We start from the raw sequence: 18,956 nt of genomic DNA, 5'->3' as shown, positions 1-18,956 counted from the left end.
TAAAAGAAACCTGCCAACATTAACTATTAAATCATGGCCTTACATCGTCGCACGTTCTTGATTACTTTGCGATTAGATACATCAACTACAGAGCCTGAAAACATTGTCGATGTGCAAAGATAATAACGTCAGCATCGACTATCCCATACAACAGAATATTTCGTGGCCCTTATCGCAACCCCCTATCAAACGCTACTAACACTTACTAATTTAACAGCAAATGACTATTTCTCCGCTGTTAAGTATTAACATACGGGTTTAAAAAACAGTGTCAATACTGTTTTTAATAACATGTCTTTATTGACAGTAATTATTAATATCTACGCCTGAACAATATGGGAAAACTGCTTTTTGGGTCAGACCAGACCGGCCAGAGCCTTGTTTGTAACCGGTTTCAGAAAAAATGGCATTTCTTTGTGATGCCAGACACACAATCGTCGCAAAGCGGTTGTTGCTGTTGCCCGCACGAGATAATTATCAATAAATACCCGTTGATCGAGACTAACTATGAAGAACATCGTTTTATGCTGTGCCGCCGGGATGTCCACCAGCATGCTGGTGCAAAGGATGAAAGATGCTGCGCAAAAAAAAGGCGTCGATGTGACTATCAAAGCAGTCCCCGTGGCTGAGTTTGAAGAACATATCGCCACTGCAGATATTGTTTTACTCGGTCCGCAGGTTAAGTATGAACAGGCCAAGCTTCAGGCGCTTGCAGACCCGTTAGGTAAAAAGGTCGCGGTGATCGATATGATGGATTACGGCATGATGAAAGGTGATGCCGTACTGGACAAAGCACTGAAACTGCTGGAGTAATGGCATGGAAGAGTTAGAAACAACCATCATGGAATTACTCGTGAATGCGGGTGCAGCCCGCAGCCAGGCCCTCACAGCATTGCAACTGGCACGCAAAGGTGATTTCGCCGGTGCGGAAGTCGCAATGGCTGAATCACGTGAATACGTCAAACAGGCGCATAAAATCCAGACCCAACTTATCGGTATCGACGAAGGTACGGGAAAGTTACCGGTCAATCTCATCACCGTCCATTCGCAGGACCATTTGATGAACGCGATGGTGATTCAGGATCTGGCGGGCGACATGATTGAACTTTATCGGCGCTTACCGCCGATGAATTGAAAACACAGCCGGATGGCGGCTTACAAAACAACTGTCCGTAGGCCTGATAAACACAGCGCTATCAGGCATAAAAAAACCCGCCGAAGCGGGTTTTTTATTAGGGTCAACAACGATTAATCGTTATCAGAACCACCCAGACCTGCGTTCAACAATTCTGCCAGGCTGGCAGAAGCATCTTCAGCAGTGACCTGCGGAGCAGCTGGCAGTTCGCCTGCTGCGCGGCGGCGCATACGATCCTGGTGGTACGCATAACCCGTACCAGCCGGGATCAGACGACCCACGATGACGTTCTCTTTCAGACCGCGCAGTTCGTCACGTTTGCCCGCAACGGCCGCTTCGGTCAGCACGCGAGTCGTCTCCTGGAACGATGCCGCGGAGATGAAGGACTCGGTTGCCAGAGACGCTTTGGTGATACCCAGCAGATCGCGGGAGAATGTTGCACCCACTTTGCCGTTCGCTTCCAGCTCGCGGTTAGCGATCTTGACGCGGGAGTATTCAACCTGCTCGCCTTCGAGGAAGTCGGAGCTACCAGCATTTTCGATGGTTGCTTTACGCAGCATCTGACGAACGATAACTTCGATGTGTTTATCGTTAATCTTAACACCCTGCAGACGGTATACGTCCTGAACTTCGTTAACGATGTAACGAGTTACAGCATGAACACCACGCAGACGCAGGATATCGTGCGGCGCTTCCGGACCGTCGGAAACGACGTCACCACGTTCTACACGTTCACCTTCGAACACGTTGAGCTGACGCCATTTCGGAATCATCTCTTCGTACGGTTCGCTGCCATCTACCGGAGTGATAACCAGACGACGCTTACCTTTGGTTTCTTTACCGAAGGAAATGATACCGCTGATTTCCGCAAGGATTGCCGGCTCTTTCGGACGACGGGCTTCGAACAGATCCGCAACGCGCGGCAGACCACCGGTGATATCCTTGGTACCGCCGGATTCCTGCGGAACACGCGCCAGGGTGTCACCAGAGCTGATCTGTACGCCATCTTCCAGCTGAACAATCGCTTTACCCGGCAGGAAGTACTGAGCAGGCATGTCGGTGCCTGGGATCAGAACGTCGTTGCCCTGAGCATCAACAATTTTCAGTGCCGGACGCAGGTCTTTACCACCCGCAGTACGCTCTGCAGAATCCAGAACAACCAGAGAAGACAGACCGGTCAGCTCGTCGGTCTGACGAGTAATGGTCTGGCCGTCGATCATGTCAGTGAAGCGGACGAAACCACTCACTTCGGTGATAACCGGCATGGTATGCGGATCCCAGTTTGCTACGGTTTCGCCGCCAGCAACCTGTTCGCCATCACCTTTCGCCATAACAGAGCCGTAAGGCACTTTATAGCTTTCTTTGGTACGGCCGAATTCGTCGATCAGTTTCAGTTCGGTGTTACGTGAGGTGATAACCAGTTTACCGCTGGAGTTCACAACCGACTTCGCATTGCTCAGACGGATGCTACCTTTGTTTTTCACCTGGATGCTGGATTCAGCAGCCGCACGAGATGCCGCACCACCGATGTGGAACGTACGCATTGTCAGCTGTGTACCCGGTTCACCGATGGACTGTGCCGCGATAACACCGATTGCTTCACCTTTGTTGATGATGTGGCCACGCGCCAGGTCACGACCGTAGCAGTGCGCACATACACCAAAGTCGGTGTCACAGGATACAACGGAACGTACTTTGACGGAGTCAACGGAGTTCTCTTCCAGCAGGTCACACCACTGTTCGTGCAGCAGCGTATTGCGAGGAACCAGAATATCCGCCGTACCCGGCTTCAGAACGTCTTCAGCAGTCACACGACCCAGAACGCGATCGCGCAGCGGCTCTTTAACGTCACCACCCTCGATAACCGGGGTCATGGTGATGCCTTCCAGAGTGCCGCAATCGTCTTCAGTAACAACCAGGTCCTGCGCGACGTCAACCAGACGACGAGTCAGATAACCGGAGTTCGCTGTTTTCAGTGCGGTATCCGCCAGACCTTTACGCGCACCGTGAGTGGAGATGAAGTACTGGAGTACGTTCAGACCTTCGCGGAAGTTCGCGGTGATTGGCGTTTCGATGATGGAGCCATCTGGCTTCGCCATCAGACCACGCATACCTGCCAGCTGACGAATCTGTGCTGCAGAACCACGCGCACCGGAGTCGGCCATCATGTAGATGCTGTTGAAGGAAACCTGCTGCTCTTCCTGACCGTCACGGTTAATAACGGTTTCGGTTTGCAGGTTATCCATCATCGCTTTGGATACACGATCGTTCGCCGCAGCCCAGATATCGATAACTTTGTTATAGCGTTCGCCTGCGGTTACCAGACCAGACTGGAACTGCTCCTGGATCTCAGCAACTTCAGCTTCTGCTTCAGAGATGATCTCGTGTTTCTTCTCTGGGATGACCATGTCATCAATACCAACAGATGCACCTGAACGCGCTGCATAAGCAAAACCGGTGTACATTGTCTGGTCAGCGAAGATAACGGTCGGCTTCAGGCCCAGAATGCGGTAACAGGTGTTCAGCATTTTGGAGATCGCTTTCTTGCCCAGCGCCTGGTTGACGATGGAGAAAGGCAGACCTTTCGGTACGATCATCCACAAAATGGCACGGCCAACGGTCGTGTCTTTCAGGCTGGTTTTCGCAACGAATTCGCCGTTTTCATCTTTTTCGTATTCGGTGATACGCACTTTAACGCGCGCATGCAGAGAGGCCAGACCTGCGCGATAAATACGCTCAGCTTCTTTCGGGCCAGTCAGCACCATGCCTTCGCCTTTGGCGTTAACACAGTCACGGGTCATGTAGTACAGACCCAATACAACGTCCTGAGACGGAACGATGATAGGTTCGCCGTTCGCCGGAGACAGGATGTTGTTGGTAGACATCATCAACGCACGCGCTTCGAGCTGAGCTTCCAGCGTCAGCGGTACGTGAACAGCCATCTGGTCACCATCGAAGTCGGCGTTATATGCCGCACAAACCAGCGGGTGCAACTGGATAGCTTTACCTTCGATCAGTACCGGTTCAAATGCCTGGATACCCAGACGGTGCAGTGTTGGTGCACGGTTCAGCAGTACCGGGTGTTCGCGGATAACTTCGTCCAGGATATCCCAAACGACAGCTTCTTCGCGCTCAACCATTTTCTTAGCGGCTTTGATGGTGGTGGCGAGGCCACGCAGTTCCAGTTTGCCGTAGATGAACGGTTTGAACAGTTCCAGTGCCATTTTCTTCGGCAGACCGCACTGATGCAGACGCAGGTATGGACCTACGGTGATGACAGAACGACCGGAGTAGTCAACACGCTTACCGAGCAGGTTCTGACGGAAACGACCCTGTTTACCTTTGATCATGTCGGCCAAAGATTTCAGAGGACGTTTGTTAGAACCGGTGATCGCACGACCGCGACGACCGTTATCCAGCAGGGCGTCAACCGCTTCCTGCAGCATACGTTTTTCGTTGCGTACGATGATGTCCGGCGCAGCCAGATCCAGCAGGCGTTTCAGACGGTTGTTACGGTTGATCACGCGACGATACAGATCGTTCAGATCTGAGGTTGCGAAACGACCACCATCCAGCGGAACCAGCGGACGCAGATCTGGCGGCAGAACCGGCAGAACGGTCAGGATCATCCACTCTGGCTTGTTGCCAGACTGTACGAATGCTTCCAGCAGTTTGATACGCTTGGTCAGCTTCTTACGCTTGGTTTCGGAGTTGGTTTCGTTCAGCTCTTCGCGCAGAGTTTCACACTCTTGCTCCAGATCCATGCTCTTCAGCAGGGCCTGGATGGCTTCCGCACCCATCTTCGCGTCGAATTCGTCACCGAACTCTTCCAGCGCGTCCAGATACTGCTCTTCAGTCAGGATCTGTTGACGTTCCAGATTAGTCATACCGCCTTCGATAACAACATAAGATTCGAAGTACAGTACGCGTTCGATATCACGCAGTGGCATATCGAGCAGCAGACCGATACGGGACGGCAGAGATTTCAGGAACCAGATGTGAGCAGTCGGAGACGCCAGCTCGATGTGGCCCATACGCTCACGGCGTACTTTAGTCTGGGTCACTTCAACGCCGCACTTCTCACAGATCACACCACGGTGTTTCAGGCGCTTGTACTTACCGCACAGGCACTCATAGTCTTTTACCGGCCCAAAGATACGGGCGCAGAAAAGGCCGTCACGCTCAGGTTTGAACGTACGGTAGTTGATGGTTTCCGGCTTCTTAACTTCACCGAAAGACCATGAACGGATCATGTCTGGCGAGGCCAGCGCAATTTTGATCGCATCAAACTCTTCGGTTTTAGTCTGCGCTTTCAGAAACTTTAATAAATCTTTCACGGATTTGCTCCCGTCGGAGTTAGCACAATCTGGCGCTGGCGGTTAAGCCAGCACCAGTGACCTGTTTGATCGAGAGTTACTCGTCTTCCAGCTCGATGTTGATACCCAGCGAACGAATCTCTTTCAACAGTACGTTGAAGGATTCTGGCATGCCTGGTTCCATCTGATGGTTGCCGTCCACGATGTTCTTATACATCTTAGTACGACCGTTCACGTCATCAGACTTAACGGTGAGCATTTCCTGCAGGGTGTATGCTGCGCCATATGCTTCAAGCGCCCACACTTCCATCTCCCCGAAGCGCTGACCACCGAACTGCGCCTTACCACCCAGCGGCTGCTGAGTAACCAGGCTGTAAGAACCGGTAGAACGCGCATGCATCTTGTCATCAACCAGGTGGTTCAGTTTCAGCATGTACATGTAGCCAACGGTAACCTGGCGCTCGAACTGCTCACCGGTACGACCGTCGAACAGCGTGATCTGACCGGAAGTCGGCAGGCCACCCAGCTGTAACAGTTCCTTGATTTCAGACTCTTTCGCACCGTCGAACACCGGCGTTGCGATCGGCATACCTTTTTTCAGGTTTTCAGCCAGACGCAGAACTTCTTCATCGCTGAAGGTATTCAGGTCAACTTTCTGACGAACATCTGAACCCAGATCGTAAGCACGCTGGATGAATTCGCGCAGTTTCGCGACTTCCTGCTGCTGTTTCAGCATGGCGTTGATCTTATCGCCGATACCTTTCGCAGCCATACCCAGGTGGGTTTCAAGGATCTGACCGATGTTCATACGCGATGGTACGCCCAGCGGGTTCAGTACGATGTCTACCGGCGTACCGTTAGCATCGTGTGGCATATCTTCGATCGGGTTGATCTTAGAAATTACACCCTTGTTACCGTGACGACCTGCCATTTTATCACCAGGCTGGATCCGACGTTTAACCGCCAGATAAACCTTAACAATCTTCAGCACGCCCGGTGCCAGATCGTCGCCCTGAGTGATTTTACGGCGTTTCGCTTCGAGTTTTTTCTCGAATTCGTGTTTCAGTTCGTCGTACTGCTCAGCCAGTTGTTCCAGCTGATTCTGTTTCTCTTCGTCGGTCAGGCCGAGTTCCAGCCAGCGATCGCGTGGCAGTTTGTCGAGCTTCTCAGCTTCGACACCACCGGCAACCAGCACAGCGTAGATACGGCTGAACAGGCCAGCTTCGAGGATCTGCAGTTCTTCAGACAGGTCTTTTTTCGCCTGCTTCAGCTGCATTTCTTCGATTTCCAGCGCACGTTTGTCTTTTTCTACGCCATCGCGAGTAAAGACCTGAACGTCGATAATCGTACCGGAAACACCGTTTGGCACGCGCAGAGAAGAGTCTTTAACGTCAGACGCTTTCTCACCGAAGATCGCACGCAGCAACTTCTCTTCTGGGGTCAGCTGGGTTTCACCTTTCGGCGTTACCTTACCTACCAGAATGTCGCCACCGGTCACTTCCGCACCGATATAAACGATACCGGATTCATCCAGTTTGGAGAGCGCAGCTTCACCCACGTTCGGGATGTCAGCGGTGATCTCTTCCGGCCCCAGCTTGGTGTCACGGGACACACATGCCAGTTCCTGAATGTGGATGGTGGTGAAACGGTCTTCCTGGACAACACGCTCGGATACGAGGATGGAGTCTTCGAAGTTGTAACCGTTCCATGGCATGAATGCCACGCGCATGTTCTGACCCAGTGCCAGTTCACCGAGGTCGGTGGACGGACCGTCAGCCAGCACATCACCACGTTCAACCGGTTCGCCCAGAGACACACACGGCATCTGGTTGATACAGGTGTTCTGGTTAGAACGGGTGTATTTGGTCAGGTTATAAATGTCGATACCTGCTTCGCCCGGGTACATCTCGTCTTCGTTAACTTTGATAACGATACGGGAAGCATCCACGTACTGAACAGTACCGCCACGTTTAGCAACTGCAGTAACACCGGAGTCAACGGCAACAGCACGTTCCATACCGGTACCAACCAGCGGCTTATCAGCACGCAGGGTCGGAACCGCCTGACGTTGCATGTTCGCACCCATCAATGCACGGTTGGCGTCATCGTGTTCCAGGAACGGGATCAGGGACGCACCGACGGATACCACCTGCTGGGTGGATACGTCCATGTAGTCAACCTGGTCGCGGCTGAACAAGCTGGATTCGCCTTTGCTACGGCAGGTAACCAGATCTTCTACAAAGTGGCCTTCGTCATCCAGGTTGGAGTTCGCCTGAGCGATAACGTAGTTGCCTTCTTCAATAGCAGACAGGTAATGAATTTCGTCAGTTACAACACCGTCGGTCACTTTACGGTACGGAGTCTCGAGGAAGCCGTATTCGTTAGTCTGTGCATACACGGACAGGGAGTTGATCAGACCGATGTTCGGACCTTCAGGCGTTTCGATTGGACATACGCGACCGTAGTGAGTCGGGTGTACGTCTCGAACTTCGAAGCCTGCGCGTTCACGGGTCAGACCGCCTGGGCCGAGTGCAGAGATACGACGTTTGTGCGTAATCTCAGACAGCGGGTTGTTCTGGTCCATAAACTGAGACAGCTGGCTGGAACCAAAGAACTCTTTCACTGCTGCAGAAATCGGCTTGGCGTTGATCATATCCTGAGGCATCAGGGTATCCAGATCGCCCAGAGACAGACGCTCTTTCACCGCACGCTCAACACGTACCAGGCCAACGCGGAATTGGTTTTCCGCCATTTCGCCTACGGAACGGATACGACGGTTGCCAAGGTGGTCGATATCATCGACTTCGCCTTTACCGTTACGGATATCGATGAGCTTCTTCATCACTTCAATGATGTCGTCTTTGCTCAGGATACCGGAACCTTCGATTTCGTCGCGCAGCAGAGAACGGTTGAACTTCATACGACCAACCGCAGACAGGTCATAGCGGTCTTCGGAGAAGAACAGGTTCTCGAACAGGCTTTCAGCAGCTTCGCGTGTCGGCGGCTCACCAGGGCGCATCATACGGTAGATTTCTACCAGTGCGCTCAGACGATCGTTGGTTGGGTCGACACGTACAGTTTCAGAAATGTACGGACCGTGGTCCAGATCGTTAGTGAACAGCGTTTCGATACGCTTGTGACCAGACTGGCTCAGCTTAGCCAGCAGATCCAGGCTCAGCTCCATGTTAGCTGCGCAGATCAGCTCGCCAGTGGATTCGTCAACGTAGTCTTTAGCCGCAACTTTACCCGCAATGTATTCAACCGGAACTTCGATATGCTTAATATCGTCTTTTTCCAGTTGGCGAATGTGGCGCGCAGTGATGCGACGACCTTTTTCGACGTAGACTTTGCCGTTAGCTTCAATGTCAAAGGAGGCGGTTTCACCACGCAGGCGTTCCGGCACCAGTTCCATCTGCAGCTTGTTGTCGCGAATTTCGAAAACAACTTTCTCAAAGAACAGATCCAGAATCTGCTCAGTGGTGTAGTTCAGTGCACGCAGAATAATGGTCGCTGGCAGTTTGCGGCGACGGTCAATACGTACGAACAGGTTGTCCTTCGGATCGAATTCGAAGTCCAGCCAGGAACCACGGTAAGGAATGATGCGCGCGTTATACAGCACTTTACCCGAAGAGTGGGTTTTACCTTTGTCGGAGTCAAAGAAGACGCCAGGACTACGGTGCAGCTGAGAAACGATAACACGCTCAGTACCGTTGATAACAAAGGTACCGTTGTCAGTCATGAGCGGAATTTCGCCCATGTAGACTTCTTGTTCTTTAATGTCTTTAACGGTGCCTTCCGGCGCTTCGCGCTCGTAGATCACCAGACGCAGTTTTACGCGCAGCGGTGCGGAATAGGTCACGCCACGGATCTGACATTCCTGAACGTCAAACACCGGTTCGCCAAGGCGGTAGCTGACGTATTGCAGCTCAGAATTACCGCTGTAGCTCTGAATCGGGAAAACGGAACGGAAAGCTGCTTCCAGACCATACTGCCCTTCAGGATCTTGCTCGATGAACTTCTGAAACGAGTCAAGCTGGATAGAAAGGAGATAAGGTATGTCCAACACTTGTGGACGTTTACCAAAATCCTTACGAATACGTTTTTTCTCGGTATAGGAGTAAACCATTAGGGTTCCTCAGCTCGCTGACAAGTCGACCCATCTGTCCGACGAAGGGACAGTTTGTGCAACACTATTTTGTTGACCGGAAAATCGAATACTTTCCGCAATGCCTGTTGCTATCACGCTTAAACCATTTCATTGCGATTTACACAGAACTGACGCTCTGTCGCAGTATATTAAGGCGTCGATAGAAACAAGCATTGAAAGGCACAGCAGTAGTCAAACAGTGTGAAATGCTACTGGCGCCTTACAGCGCAAAAAGGCTGGTGACTAAAAAGTCACCAGCCATCAGCCTAATTTCTCAGGCTGCAACCAGAAAAGTTGGCTTATTTAACTTCAACTTCAGCGCCAGCTTCTTCCAGAGATTTTTTCAGTGCTTCTGCGTCGTCTTTGCTGATGCCTTCTTTCAGGGCAGCCGGAGCAGATTCTACCAGGTCTTTAGCTTCTTTCAGACCCAGGCCAGTTGCGCCACGTACTGCTTTGATAACAGCAACTTTGTTAGCGCCAGCAGCTTTCAGAATTACGTCGAATTCAGTTTTTTCTTCAGCAGCTTCAGCCGGGCCAGCAGCTACAGCTACAGCAGCAGCAGCGGAAACACCGAATTTTTCTTCCATTGCAGAAATCAGTTCTACAACGTCCATTACGGACATAGCGGATACTGCTTCAATGATTTGATCTTTAGTGATAGACATTTAAATTGTTCCTGAAAATCAGAATAAGTTTATACGTAAGCAGATGCTTGAATAAGATAACCGCGATTAAGCAGCTTCTTTCGCATCGCGTACAGCAGCCAGAGTACGAACCAGTTTGCCAGCCGAAGCTTCTTTCATGGTTGCCATCAGGCGTGCAATTGCTTCTTCGTAGGTCGGCAGAGTTGCCAGGCGATCGATATTCGACGCCGTAATCAACTCACCTTCAAAGGCTGCGGCTTTGACCTCAAATTTTGCATTCGCTTTCGCGAACTCTTTGAACAGACGAGCAGCAGCGCCCGGGTGTTCCATAGAGTATGCAATCAGGGTCGGACCAACAAACGTGTCTTTCAGGCACTCGAACTGAGTACCTTCAACGACGCGGCGCAGCAGGGTGTTACGAACAACACGCATGTATACGCCAGCTTCACGACCTGCTTTACGCAGTTCAGTCATTTTATCTACAGTTACGCCACGGGAATCCGCAACTACTGCAGACAGCGCGCCTTTGGCTACTTCGCTGACTTCAGCAACAATCGCTTGTTTGTCTTGAAGATTTAAAGCCATTAGCTTTGCTCCTGGATGTTTGCCGGAACTCATGTTCCGGAACTCACTTCACTCCCCCCAACGGAGAGAGCGTCTAAATACGGTGAGCAGAAACAAGCCAGAGTATCAGAAATAATCTTAGCGTTCTGTCACCGTCTACGCAGGGCATTAAGTTTCTTACGAAACACCTGCGGTCTTCGACGGAGGCCTGGATAGGCCAGGCTCCAACGAACAAATCTGTTGTCTATCAGCCGAAGCTAACAGAATCGTGGGCGAAGATTGTAGACAAAATCACCGCCCACGTAAAGCTAATCTTAGACGTTCGCAGACGCGCTCAGACCAGCCTGATCAACGGCAACACCAGCACCCATGGTGGTGGAGATGCTAACTTTCTTGATGTACACGCCTTTAGCCTGAGTCGGTTTAGCTTTTTTCAGCGCAACCAGCAGAGCTTCCAGGTTTTCTTTCAGTTTGTCAGCGTCAAAATCCACTTTACCGATGGTAGTGTGGATGATGCCGTTTTTGTCGTTACGGTAACGAACCTGACCTGCTTTAGCGTTCTTAACTGCTTCAGCAACGTTCGGCGTTACAGTACCAACTTTCGGGTTTGGCATCAGGCCACGCGGGCCCAGAACCTGGCCCAGCTGGCCAACAACGCGCATTGCATCCGGGGAAGCAATAACAACGTCAAAGTTCATTTCGCCTTTTTTGATCTGGTCAGCCAGATCTTCCATACCTACCAGCTCAGCGCCTGCAGCTTTAGCAGCTTCAGCGTTTGCGCCCTGGGTAAATACGGCTACGCGAACGGAACGGCCAGTACCGTGCGGCAGTACAGTTGCACCACGTACGTTCTGGTCAGATTTACGCGCGTCGATGCCGAGGTTAACGGCAACGTCTACGCTTTCTACGAATTTAGCAGTGGCCAGCTCTTTCAGCAGAGCGATAGCTTCGTTGATATCGTACTGTTTAGTAGCATCAACTTTGTCACGGATCACGGACATGCGCTTGGTCAGTTTAGCCATTTCTTAGTCCTCCACTACCAGGCCCATGGAACGTGCAGTACCTTCGATGGAGCGAGTCATCGCTTCAATGTCGGAACCAGTCATGTCGGCAGCTTTGGTCTGCGCGATTTCCTGCAGCTGAGCGCGGGAAATTTTACCCACTTTGTCTTTGTTCGGCTTACCGGAACCAGACTTGATACCAGCCGCTTTCTTCAGCAGAACTGCTGCCGGAGGCGTTTTGGTAACGAAAGTGAAAGAACGGTCAGCGTAAACGGTGATAACAACCGGGATCGGCAGACCTTTTTCCATGGAATCAGTTTTTGCGTTGAACGCTTTGCAGAATTCCATGATGTTCACGCCTTGTTGACCCAGTGCTGGACCTACCGGCGGGCTCGGGTTAGCCATACCAGCTGCAACCTGCAGCTTGACATAGGCTTGGACTTTCTTAGCCATTCTAAATTCCTCTAGTTGGGTTATAGCGCCTCAAGGAGGCTCCCCGTGATTAAATTCGTTTTACGGACAGAATCCATAAAAACAAAAGGCGCGAAATTGTATTCCAATCTCGCGCCTTGTGCAACGATTAAATCGTCGCTTTTTTGATCGACGTGTTAGGCTTTTTCAACCTGAGCGAAGTCCAGTTCAACCGGAGTCGCACGACCGAAGATCGACACGGAAACTTTCAGACGAGACTTCTCGTAATCCACTTCTTCAACCACACCGTTAAAGTCAGCGAACGGACCGTCGCTAACACGAACCATTTCACCTGGCTCAAACATCGTTTTCGGACGTGGTTTATCACCAACCTGCTGCAGGCGGTTCATGATCGCATCAACTTCTTTGTCGCTGATAGGTGCCGGACGGTCAGATGTACCGCCGATAAAGCCCATCACACGCGGCACGCTGCGCACCAGGTGCCAGCTCGCATCATTCATTACCATCTGGACCAGTACATAGCCCGGGAAGAATTTACGCTCGCTTTTGCGACGCTGGCCGCCACGGATTTCGACCACTTCTTCGGTCGGCACCATGACTTCACCAAACAACTCTTCCATATTTTGTAACTTGATATACTCACGCAGCGAGGTCGCTACGCGGCCTTCAAAACCGGAAAACGCCTGAACGACGTACCAGCGCTTTTTAGGGGCTTCAGACATCTTAGAACCTCAGGCCAGTGATAAAGGATACCAGGCGAACCAGAATACCATCCAGTCCCCACAGGATCAGTGACATTACCGCAGTGACCGCAGCAACGATCAGCGTGGTGTGCAGCGTTTCCTGGCGAGTTGGCCAAATGACCTTACGGACTTCGGTTCTCGCTTCACGGGCAAAAGCAACGGTCGCTTTACCTTTTGTCGTCAACAGCGCAACACCACCTGCTGCAGCAATCAGAATCACTACGGCCAGCGCACGCAGCGGCAGCATCATGTCACGATAGAGGTAGTTGCCAACGATAGCTACAAGCAGCAATACAGCGACAACAACCCACTTCATCGCTTCCAGGCCGCGCCCGCTTCCTTGAGCTTCGGTATTCGCACTCATAAACCAACCTGTCAGAAGTATCTACAAACATTTTCACCCCGCGTAAGCGAGGCGATCCAAACCGAAATGCTCTGGTGCGTTTCGGACTAAACGCCCTCTTCAGAGCCTGTCTCAGCAATGATTATGACAAAAAAAATCACTGATGAGCCAGGTTCTGGTGTGAAAGCGTGCAAAAAGGGCATCAAATGATGCCCTTTTATTGCGCATTGCGTCAAATGTTATCGGCAATTAGCTCATTACTTTGGCAACAACGCCCGCGCCAACGGTACGGCCGCCTTCACGGATTGCGAAACGCAGACCGTCGTCCATCGCGATCGGGTGGATCAGGGTAACAACCATTTTGATGTTGTCGCCCGGCATTACCATCTCTACGCCTTCCGGCAGTTCGATGGTACCCGTCACGTCAGTAGTACGGAAGTAGAACTGCGGACGGTAGCCTTTGAAGAACGGAGTATGACGGCCGCCTTCGTCTTTGGACAGAATGTACACTTCAGATTCGAACTTGGTGTGCGGCTTGATAGAGCCCGGCTTAGCCAGTACCTGACCACGTTCGATTTCTTCACGTTTGATACCACGCAGCAGAACACCAACGTTCTCACCAGCACGGCCTTCGTCCAGCAGTTTGCGGAACATTTCAACGCCAGTACAGGTAGACTTAGCAGTCTCTTTGATACCAACGATTTCAACTTCTTCACCAACTTTGATGATACCGCGTTCTACACGACCGGTAACAACGGTACCACGACCGGAGATGGAGAATACGTCTTCGATAGGCAGCAGGAACGGCTTGTCAATCGCACGCTCTGGTTCCGGGATGTAAGAATCCAGGAAGCCAGCCAGTTCGATGATTTTCGCTTCCCACTCTGCGTCGCCTTCCAGCGCTTTCAGAGCAGAACCACGAACGATCGGCGTGTCGTCGCCCGGGAAATCGTACTGAGACAGAAGTTCACGAACTTCCATTTCTACCAGTTCCAGCAGCTCTTCGTCATCAACCATGTCACATTTGTTCAGGAACACGATGATGTACGGAACGCCTACCTGACGACCCAGCAGGATGTGCTCACGGGTCTGCGGCATCGGGCCGTCAGTCGCAGCAACAACCAGGATCGCGCCGTCCATCTGCGCAGCACCGGTGATCATGTTTTTAACATAGTCGGCGTGGCCCGGGCAGTCTACGTGCGCGTAGTGGCGAGTCGGGGTGTCATATTCAACGTGAGAGGTGTTGATGGTGATACCACGAGCTTTTTCTTCCGGCGCGTTATCGATCTGATCGAATGCGCGAGCAGCACCGCCGTAGGTTTTAGCCAGAACGGTAGTGATTGCAGCGGTCAGCGTTGTTTTACCATGGTCAACGTGGCCGATAGTACCGACGTTAACGTGCGGTTTAGTACGTTCAAATTTTTCTTTAGACATCGATTGTCCCTCTAAGACACGGATAAATCGGTGATATCACCACATCAACCAGGCAATATACCTGAGCTGTTGAATGCTTTTTAAAAGTAAACAGAGAGAAACGGGAAGGAGAAGTGAAGTGGTGCTGATACCCAGAGTCGAACTGGGGACCTCACCCTTACCAAGGGTGCGCTCTACCAACTGAGCCATATCAGCACGTCTGGAGCGGGCAGCGGGAATCGAACCCGCATCATCAGCTTGGAAGGCTGAGGTAATAGCCATTATACGATGCCCGCATCCTGAAACTCGGCTACCCAGTTCTTTCTGTAACAAAAAAGAGAGTTCTCTCTTTTTTGTTTGAGCTGATTAAATTTTTTTAACCAACTCAGGCGGCGATAACGCTGCCAGAAAGTGGTGGTGGGGGAAGGATTCGAACCTTCGAAGTCTGTGACGGCAGATTTACAGTCTGCTCCCTTTGGCCGCTCGGGAACCCCACCGGACTTGATGGTGCCGACTACCGGAATCGAACTGGTGACCTACTGATTACAAGTCAGTTGCTCTACCTACTGAGCTAAGTCGGCATCAAGTAGCGCGCATTTTATGGATACCTGCGTGCTCATGCAACTAAAAAATTGCATAAAATGTTCTTTCGCTCACATTTTGCACTATACGTCCGATAAATAATCTATTTCTTGTCTGAATTGCACAAATTTCCAACGTTGGAGGTTATAACTGGAGAGGGTTTTGCTCCGTTATTCACGTCCGGACAGAGAGAAAGCACATCTTTATACATCTGGAATACTCGTCACAATGCTTTTCAGGGGACGATTTTTTCTTATTATTCCCCCTCATCTGGTGTTACCCTCCTGCCCATTGTCCAAATTAACTGAAATGTGCGTGCCATTGCGTGCCGGGGATGATTTCGTTTTTTATCACTGACCTGATATAGCAATGACAGCCAGACCATGCGTATGAGTATAAAAGAGCAAGCGTTAACGTCGCCTTACCTACAGTTTGATCGCAACCAGTGGGCTGCGCTTCGTGATTCAGTGCCGATGACCCTGACCGAGGAAGAGATTGCTCGTCTGAAAGGCATTAACGAAGACTTATCGCTGGAAGAAGTTGCTGAGATTTATTTGCCTCTATCGCGTTTGCTAAATTTTTACATCAGTTCAAACCTGCGACGCCAGGCTGTTCTGGAGCAATTTTTAGGCACAAACGGCCAGCGTATTCCTTATATCATTAGTATTGCAGGTAGTGTTGCAGTTGGTAAAAGTACAACCGCGCGCGTTTTGCAGGCACTGCTGAGCCGCTGGCCAGAGCACCGCAAAGTTGAGCTGATTACGACCGATGGTTTTCTTCACCCAAACCAGGTGTTGAAAGAACGCGGGCTCATGAAGAAGAAAGGCTTCCCCCAGTCTTATGATATGCACCGTCTGGTCAAATTTGTTTCCGACCTGAAGTCAGGCGTCCCTAACGTCACTGCGCCGGTCTATTCTCATCTGATCTATGATGTGATCCCTGATGGCGACAAAACGGTTGCCCAGCCGGATATATTGATTCTCGAAGGGTTAAATGTATTACAAAGCGGAATGGACTACCCCCACGACCCGCATCATGTATTTGTTTCTGACTTCGTCGATTTTTCTATTTATGTTGATGCGCCAGAGGAATTACTCCAGACGTGGTATATCAATCGATTCCTGAAATTTCGTGAAGGGGCATTCACCAACCCTGACTCTTATTTCCATAACTACGCGAAATTGTCCGAGGATGAGGCTATCAATACAGCAATGTCGCTCTGGAAAGAGATTAACTGGTTGAATTTAAAACAAAATATATTACCTACGCGTGAGCGAGCCAGTTTAATCATGACCAAGAGCGCCAATCATGCCGTTGAGCAAGTCAGGTTAAGAAAATAAATAAAAAAAGGGGAGCCGATGCTCCCCTTCTTCTTATTATTCTGCACTTCTGAGCGATATTTCTCCGCCCATCCATGGATTTATCTCACCATTCTGCTCAAGCAATAGTGCACCTTGAGCATCTATTCCCCGCGAGATACCAAATATTTCTTTATCGCCAATAATGAGTTTAACAGGGCGGTTGATAAAGTTATCAAGTGCCTTCCAGCGTGATAAATAAGGCACCAACCCCTCTTGCTCAAACAGTATCAGCGCAGCACGAAGCTCGCGGATCAACCGGGCCGCAAGAGTATTACGGTCAATGTTTATGCCTGCTTCCTGTAGGTTAATCCACCCCTGATTAATCACATTCTCTTCGACCCGGCGCATAGACATGTTAATTCCGGCACCAATAACGATTTGCGCGGCATCACCAGTCTTACCGGTGAGCTCAACCAGTATACCGGCCAGTTTTCGATCGAACAGGTAGAGATCATTAGGCCATTTAACGCGGACTTTATCCGCCCCCAGATCGCGTAAAACTTCAGCCATGACGATACCAATGACCAGACTCAGGCCAATCGCCGCTGCCGGGCCCTGCTCCAGGCGCCAGAACATAGAGAGATACAGGTTAGCACCAAATGGCGAAAACCATTTACGCCCACGCCGGCCACGACCAGCCTGTTGATACTCCGCCACGCAGGCATCTCCGGATGCCAGTTGCCCAATTCTATCCAGCAGATACTGGTTGGTTGAATCGATTACGGGTAGAACGGTGATATTTCCGCCGCCCAGTTGAGAATGAATAACGGATGAGTCTAATAGCTGGATGGGCTCTGGTAAGCTGTAGCCTTTACCTGGAACAGTAAATACATCAACGCCCCAGTCGCGTAACGTCTGGATGTGTTTATTGATCGCAGCACGACTCATTCCCAGTTTTTCACCGAGTTGCTCACCTGAATGGAATTCGCCATCAGCCAATAATGAGATAAGCGTCAGGGGGACGGTATTATCCTTCATGTAATGATCTCCACAGCATTCACTTCACCCTGCGGGCCCATAAATCTAACCTCAGGCTCAAGCCAGACATTAAACTTCTCACCCACTTTATGTCGTACATGATGTGCAAGTTGCACGACATCCTGGCTCGTCGCATTACCCGCATTGATCAGGACCAGTGCCTGCTGTTGATGTACTGCTGCACCACCAATACGCATGCCTTTGAGCTGACACTGATCGATAAGCCAGCCAGCGGCCAGCTTCACTGAGCCATCGACCTGGGGATAGTGAGGCGCGGTCGGGAATTGTGACAGGAGTTCCTGTGCAATTTCCGCTGCAACAACCGGATTTTTAAAAAAACTGCCCGCATTACCGTTTATTTTCGGGTCAGGCAGCTTTGTTGTTCGCATGTGGCAGACGGAATCAAACACCTGATGAGGTGTGACCGTTGCAGGATCCAGACGCGTCAAATCGCCGTATGTCAGTACGGGCTGCCACTGTTTAGACAAACGCAGACCAACGGCTACAATCGCGACGCGATCCTGATACTCATGCTTAAAGATACTGTCACGATAACCGAAACGACATTCTGCAGCACTTACACGCAGATGCTTACCGGTCGCCAGTTCAATGCAGTCCACATATTCGCAAACACGCTGAAGTTCCACACCATAAGCACCAATGTTCTGGATTGGCGATGAGCCAACACAGCCGGGAATAAGCGCCAGGTTTTCCAGTCCAGGCATGCCAAGCTGCAATGTATGCTGTACCAGATGATGCCAGTTCTCACCAGCCCCAACGTGTAGATACCACGCGTCAGGCTTCTCTGTCACCTCTATACCTTTGATACGGTTAACGATCACCGTACCATGGAAATTATCGAGGAACAGGACGTTACTCCCCTCACCCAAAATCAGTATCGGATGGTTTAATGCATTGGCAGCTTGCCAGGCGTTCAATAGTTGTTGCTCATTTTCAGCACAAACAATCTCGTTGGCAGACTGGTCAATGCCGAAGGTGTTCCAGGCTTTAAGGGAGTGATTCATAGACGCTTTCCTGATGCAAAATCGCGCTTAGTTTACCGCATATGCCGCAGGATGGCTTGTTTTATGGAAGTGTCGGGTTTGCTTTGTACCCGATAGTGCTGCAGTCGTAGGCCGGATAAGGCGGGACGCCGCATCCACCTGTTTTCACCCCTCGCACACGCAAAGAAGCCCATCCGTCAGAATGGGCTTCTTCACTTGTTTGATGCCTGGCAGTTTATGGCGGGCGTCCTGCCCGCCACCCTTCGGGCCGTTGCTTCGCAACGTTCAAATCC

The 18,956-nt window shown here is 50.9% G+C and carries 14 protein-coding genes, 4 tRNA genes and 1 pseudogene; 4 read left to right on the top strand and 15 right to left on the bottom strand.

Annotated elements, in window-relative coordinates; genetic code table 11:
• Nucleotides 1-507: 507 nt before the first annotated feature.
• Nucleotides 508-813: a PTS sugar transporter subunit IIB gene (locus ACLJXE_RS23595; protein ID WP_410752192.1), complete on the top strand. Its 306-nt coding sequence runs from the start codon at nt 508-510 to the stop codon at nt 811-813.
• Between the two features lie 4 nt (nt 814-817).
• Nucleotides 818-1,135 carry a PTS lactose/cellobiose transporter subunit IIA gene (locus ACLJXE_RS23590; RefSeq protein WP_410752191.1) on the top strand — a complete coding sequence of 106 codons (318 nt, stop codon included), beginning with the start codon at nt 818-820 and terminating at the stop codon, nt 1,133-1,135.
• 113 nt (nt 1,136-1,248) lie between these two features.
• Here the strand turns inward: ACLJXE_RS23590 and rpoC are convergent, their stop codons facing one another.
• The 13 genes from rpoC to ACLJXE_RS23525 form a co-directional block, all read right to left on the bottom strand.
• Nucleotides 1,249-5,472 (bottom strand): DNA-directed RNA polymerase subunit beta', encoded by a 4,224-nt coding sequence (gene rpoC / locus ACLJXE_RS23585; protein WP_286629343.1) that lies wholly within the window; start codon nt 5,470-5,472, stop codon nt 1,249-1,251.
• Nucleotides 5,473-5,548: 76 nt separating this feature from the next.
• The gene (rpoB, locus tag ACLJXE_RS23580; protein WP_199948064.1) at nt 5,549-9,577 is read right to left on the bottom strand and encodes a DNA-directed RNA polymerase subunit beta; all 4,029 of its coding nucleotides are present in this window, start codon (nt 9,575-9,577) and stop codon (nt 5,549-5,551) included.
• A 320-nt stretch (nt 9,578-9,897) separates the two neighbouring features.
• Nucleotides 9,898-10,263 (bottom strand): 50S ribosomal protein L7/L12, encoded by a 366-nt coding sequence (rplL, locus tag ACLJXE_RS23575; RefSeq protein ID WP_003033114.1) that lies wholly within the window; start codon nt 10,261-10,263, stop codon nt 9,898-9,900.
• Nucleotides 10,264-10,329: 66 nt separating this feature from the next.
• On the bottom strand, nt 10,330-10,827 hold the full coding sequence (gene rplJ / locus ACLJXE_RS23570) for a 50S ribosomal protein L10 (RefSeq protein ID WP_005132895.1): 498 nt from the start codon (nt 10,825-10,827) through the stop codon (nt 10,330-10,332).
• Between the two features lie 293 nt (nt 10,828-11,120).
• The gene (gene rplA / locus ACLJXE_RS23565; RefSeq protein ID WP_198907431.1) at nt 11,121-11,828 is read right to left on the bottom strand and encodes a 50S ribosomal protein L1; all 708 of its coding nucleotides are present in this window, start codon (nt 11,826-11,828) and stop codon (nt 11,121-11,123) included.
• Between the two features lie 3 nt (nt 11,829-11,831).
• Nucleotides 11,832-12,260, bottom strand: a complete 429-nt coding sequence (rplK, locus tag ACLJXE_RS23560) for a 50S ribosomal protein L11 (RefSeq protein WP_003033122.1) — start codon at nt 12,258-12,260, stop codon at nt 11,832-11,834.
• Nucleotides 12,261-12,415: 155 nt separating this feature from the next.
• Nucleotides 12,416-12,961: a transcription termination/antitermination protein NusG gene (nusG, locus tag ACLJXE_RS23555; protein WP_003033125.1), complete on the bottom strand. Its 546-nt coding sequence runs from the start codon at nt 12,959-12,961 to the stop codon at nt 12,416-12,418.
• A gap of 1 nt (nt 12,962) precedes the next feature.
• Complete coding sequence (secE, locus tag ACLJXE_RS23550; protein ID WP_003033128.1) at nt 12,963-13,346, bottom strand: preprotein translocase subunit SecE; 384 nt, start codon at nt 13,344-13,346, stop codon at nt 12,963-12,965.
• A 228-nt stretch (nt 13,347-13,574) separates the two neighbouring features.
• Nucleotides 13,575-14,759 (bottom strand): elongation factor Tu, encoded by a 1,185-nt coding sequence (tuf, locus tag ACLJXE_RS23545; RefSeq protein WP_042998381.1) that lies wholly within the window; start codon nt 14,757-14,759, stop codon nt 13,575-13,577.
• A gap of 119 nt (nt 14,760-14,878) precedes the next feature.
• Nucleotides 14,879-14,954 (bottom strand) — tRNA-Thr (locus tag ACLJXE_RS23540).
• 5 nt (nt 14,955-14,959) lie between these two features.
• Nucleotides 14,960-15,034: transfer RNA gene (locus tag ACLJXE_RS23535), tRNA-Gly, on the bottom strand.
• Nucleotides 15,035-15,150: 116 nt separating this feature from the next.
• A tRNA-Tyr gene (locus ACLJXE_RS23530) sits at nt 15,151-15,235 on the bottom strand.
• An 8-nt stretch (nt 15,236-15,243) separates the two neighbouring features.
• Nucleotides 15,244-15,319 (bottom strand) — tRNA-Thr (locus ACLJXE_RS23525).
• Between the two features lie 19 nt (nt 15,320-15,338).
• Between ACLJXE_RS23525 and ACLJXE_RS23520 the strand changes: the two are divergent.
• Together ACLJXE_RS23520 and coaA are read left to right on the top strand one after the other, a co-directional pair.
• A pseudogene (locus ACLJXE_RS23520) lies at nt 15,339-15,419 on the top strand (hypothetical protein); the annotation flags it as partial.
• Nucleotides 15,420-15,709: 290 nt separating this feature from the next.
• Complete coding sequence (gene coaA / locus ACLJXE_RS23515; protein WP_271455805.1) at nt 15,710-16,660, top strand: type I pantothenate kinase; 951 nt, start codon at nt 15,710-15,712, stop codon at nt 16,658-16,660.
• Between the two features lie 36 nt (nt 16,661-16,696).
• On the opposite strand, the gene birA is transcribed toward coaA, so the two are convergent.
• Nucleotides 16,697-17,659 (bottom strand): bifunctional biotin--[acetyl-CoA-carboxylase] ligase/biotin operon repressor BirA, encoded by a 963-nt coding sequence (gene birA, locus ACLJXE_RS23510; RefSeq protein WP_410752190.1) that lies wholly within the window; start codon nt 17,657-17,659, stop codon nt 16,697-16,699.
• Entirely contained in the window at nt 17,656-18,684 is a 1,029-nt protein-coding gene (gene murB / locus ACLJXE_RS23505; RefSeq protein WP_410752189.1) for a UDP-N-acetylmuramate dehydrogenase, read from the bottom strand. Before murB ends, birA begins: the two co-directional genes overlap by 4 nt.
• Nucleotides 18,685-18,956 lie beyond the last annotated feature (272 nt).

The organism is Citrobacter sp. U14242, assembly GCF_046555775.1.
GTDB lineage: Bacteria > Pseudomonadota > Gammaproteobacteria > Enterobacterales > Enterobacteriaceae > Citrobacter.
Note: the sequence above shows the minus strand (reverse complement) of the source record. Positions and strands in the feature narration are given on the sequence as shown.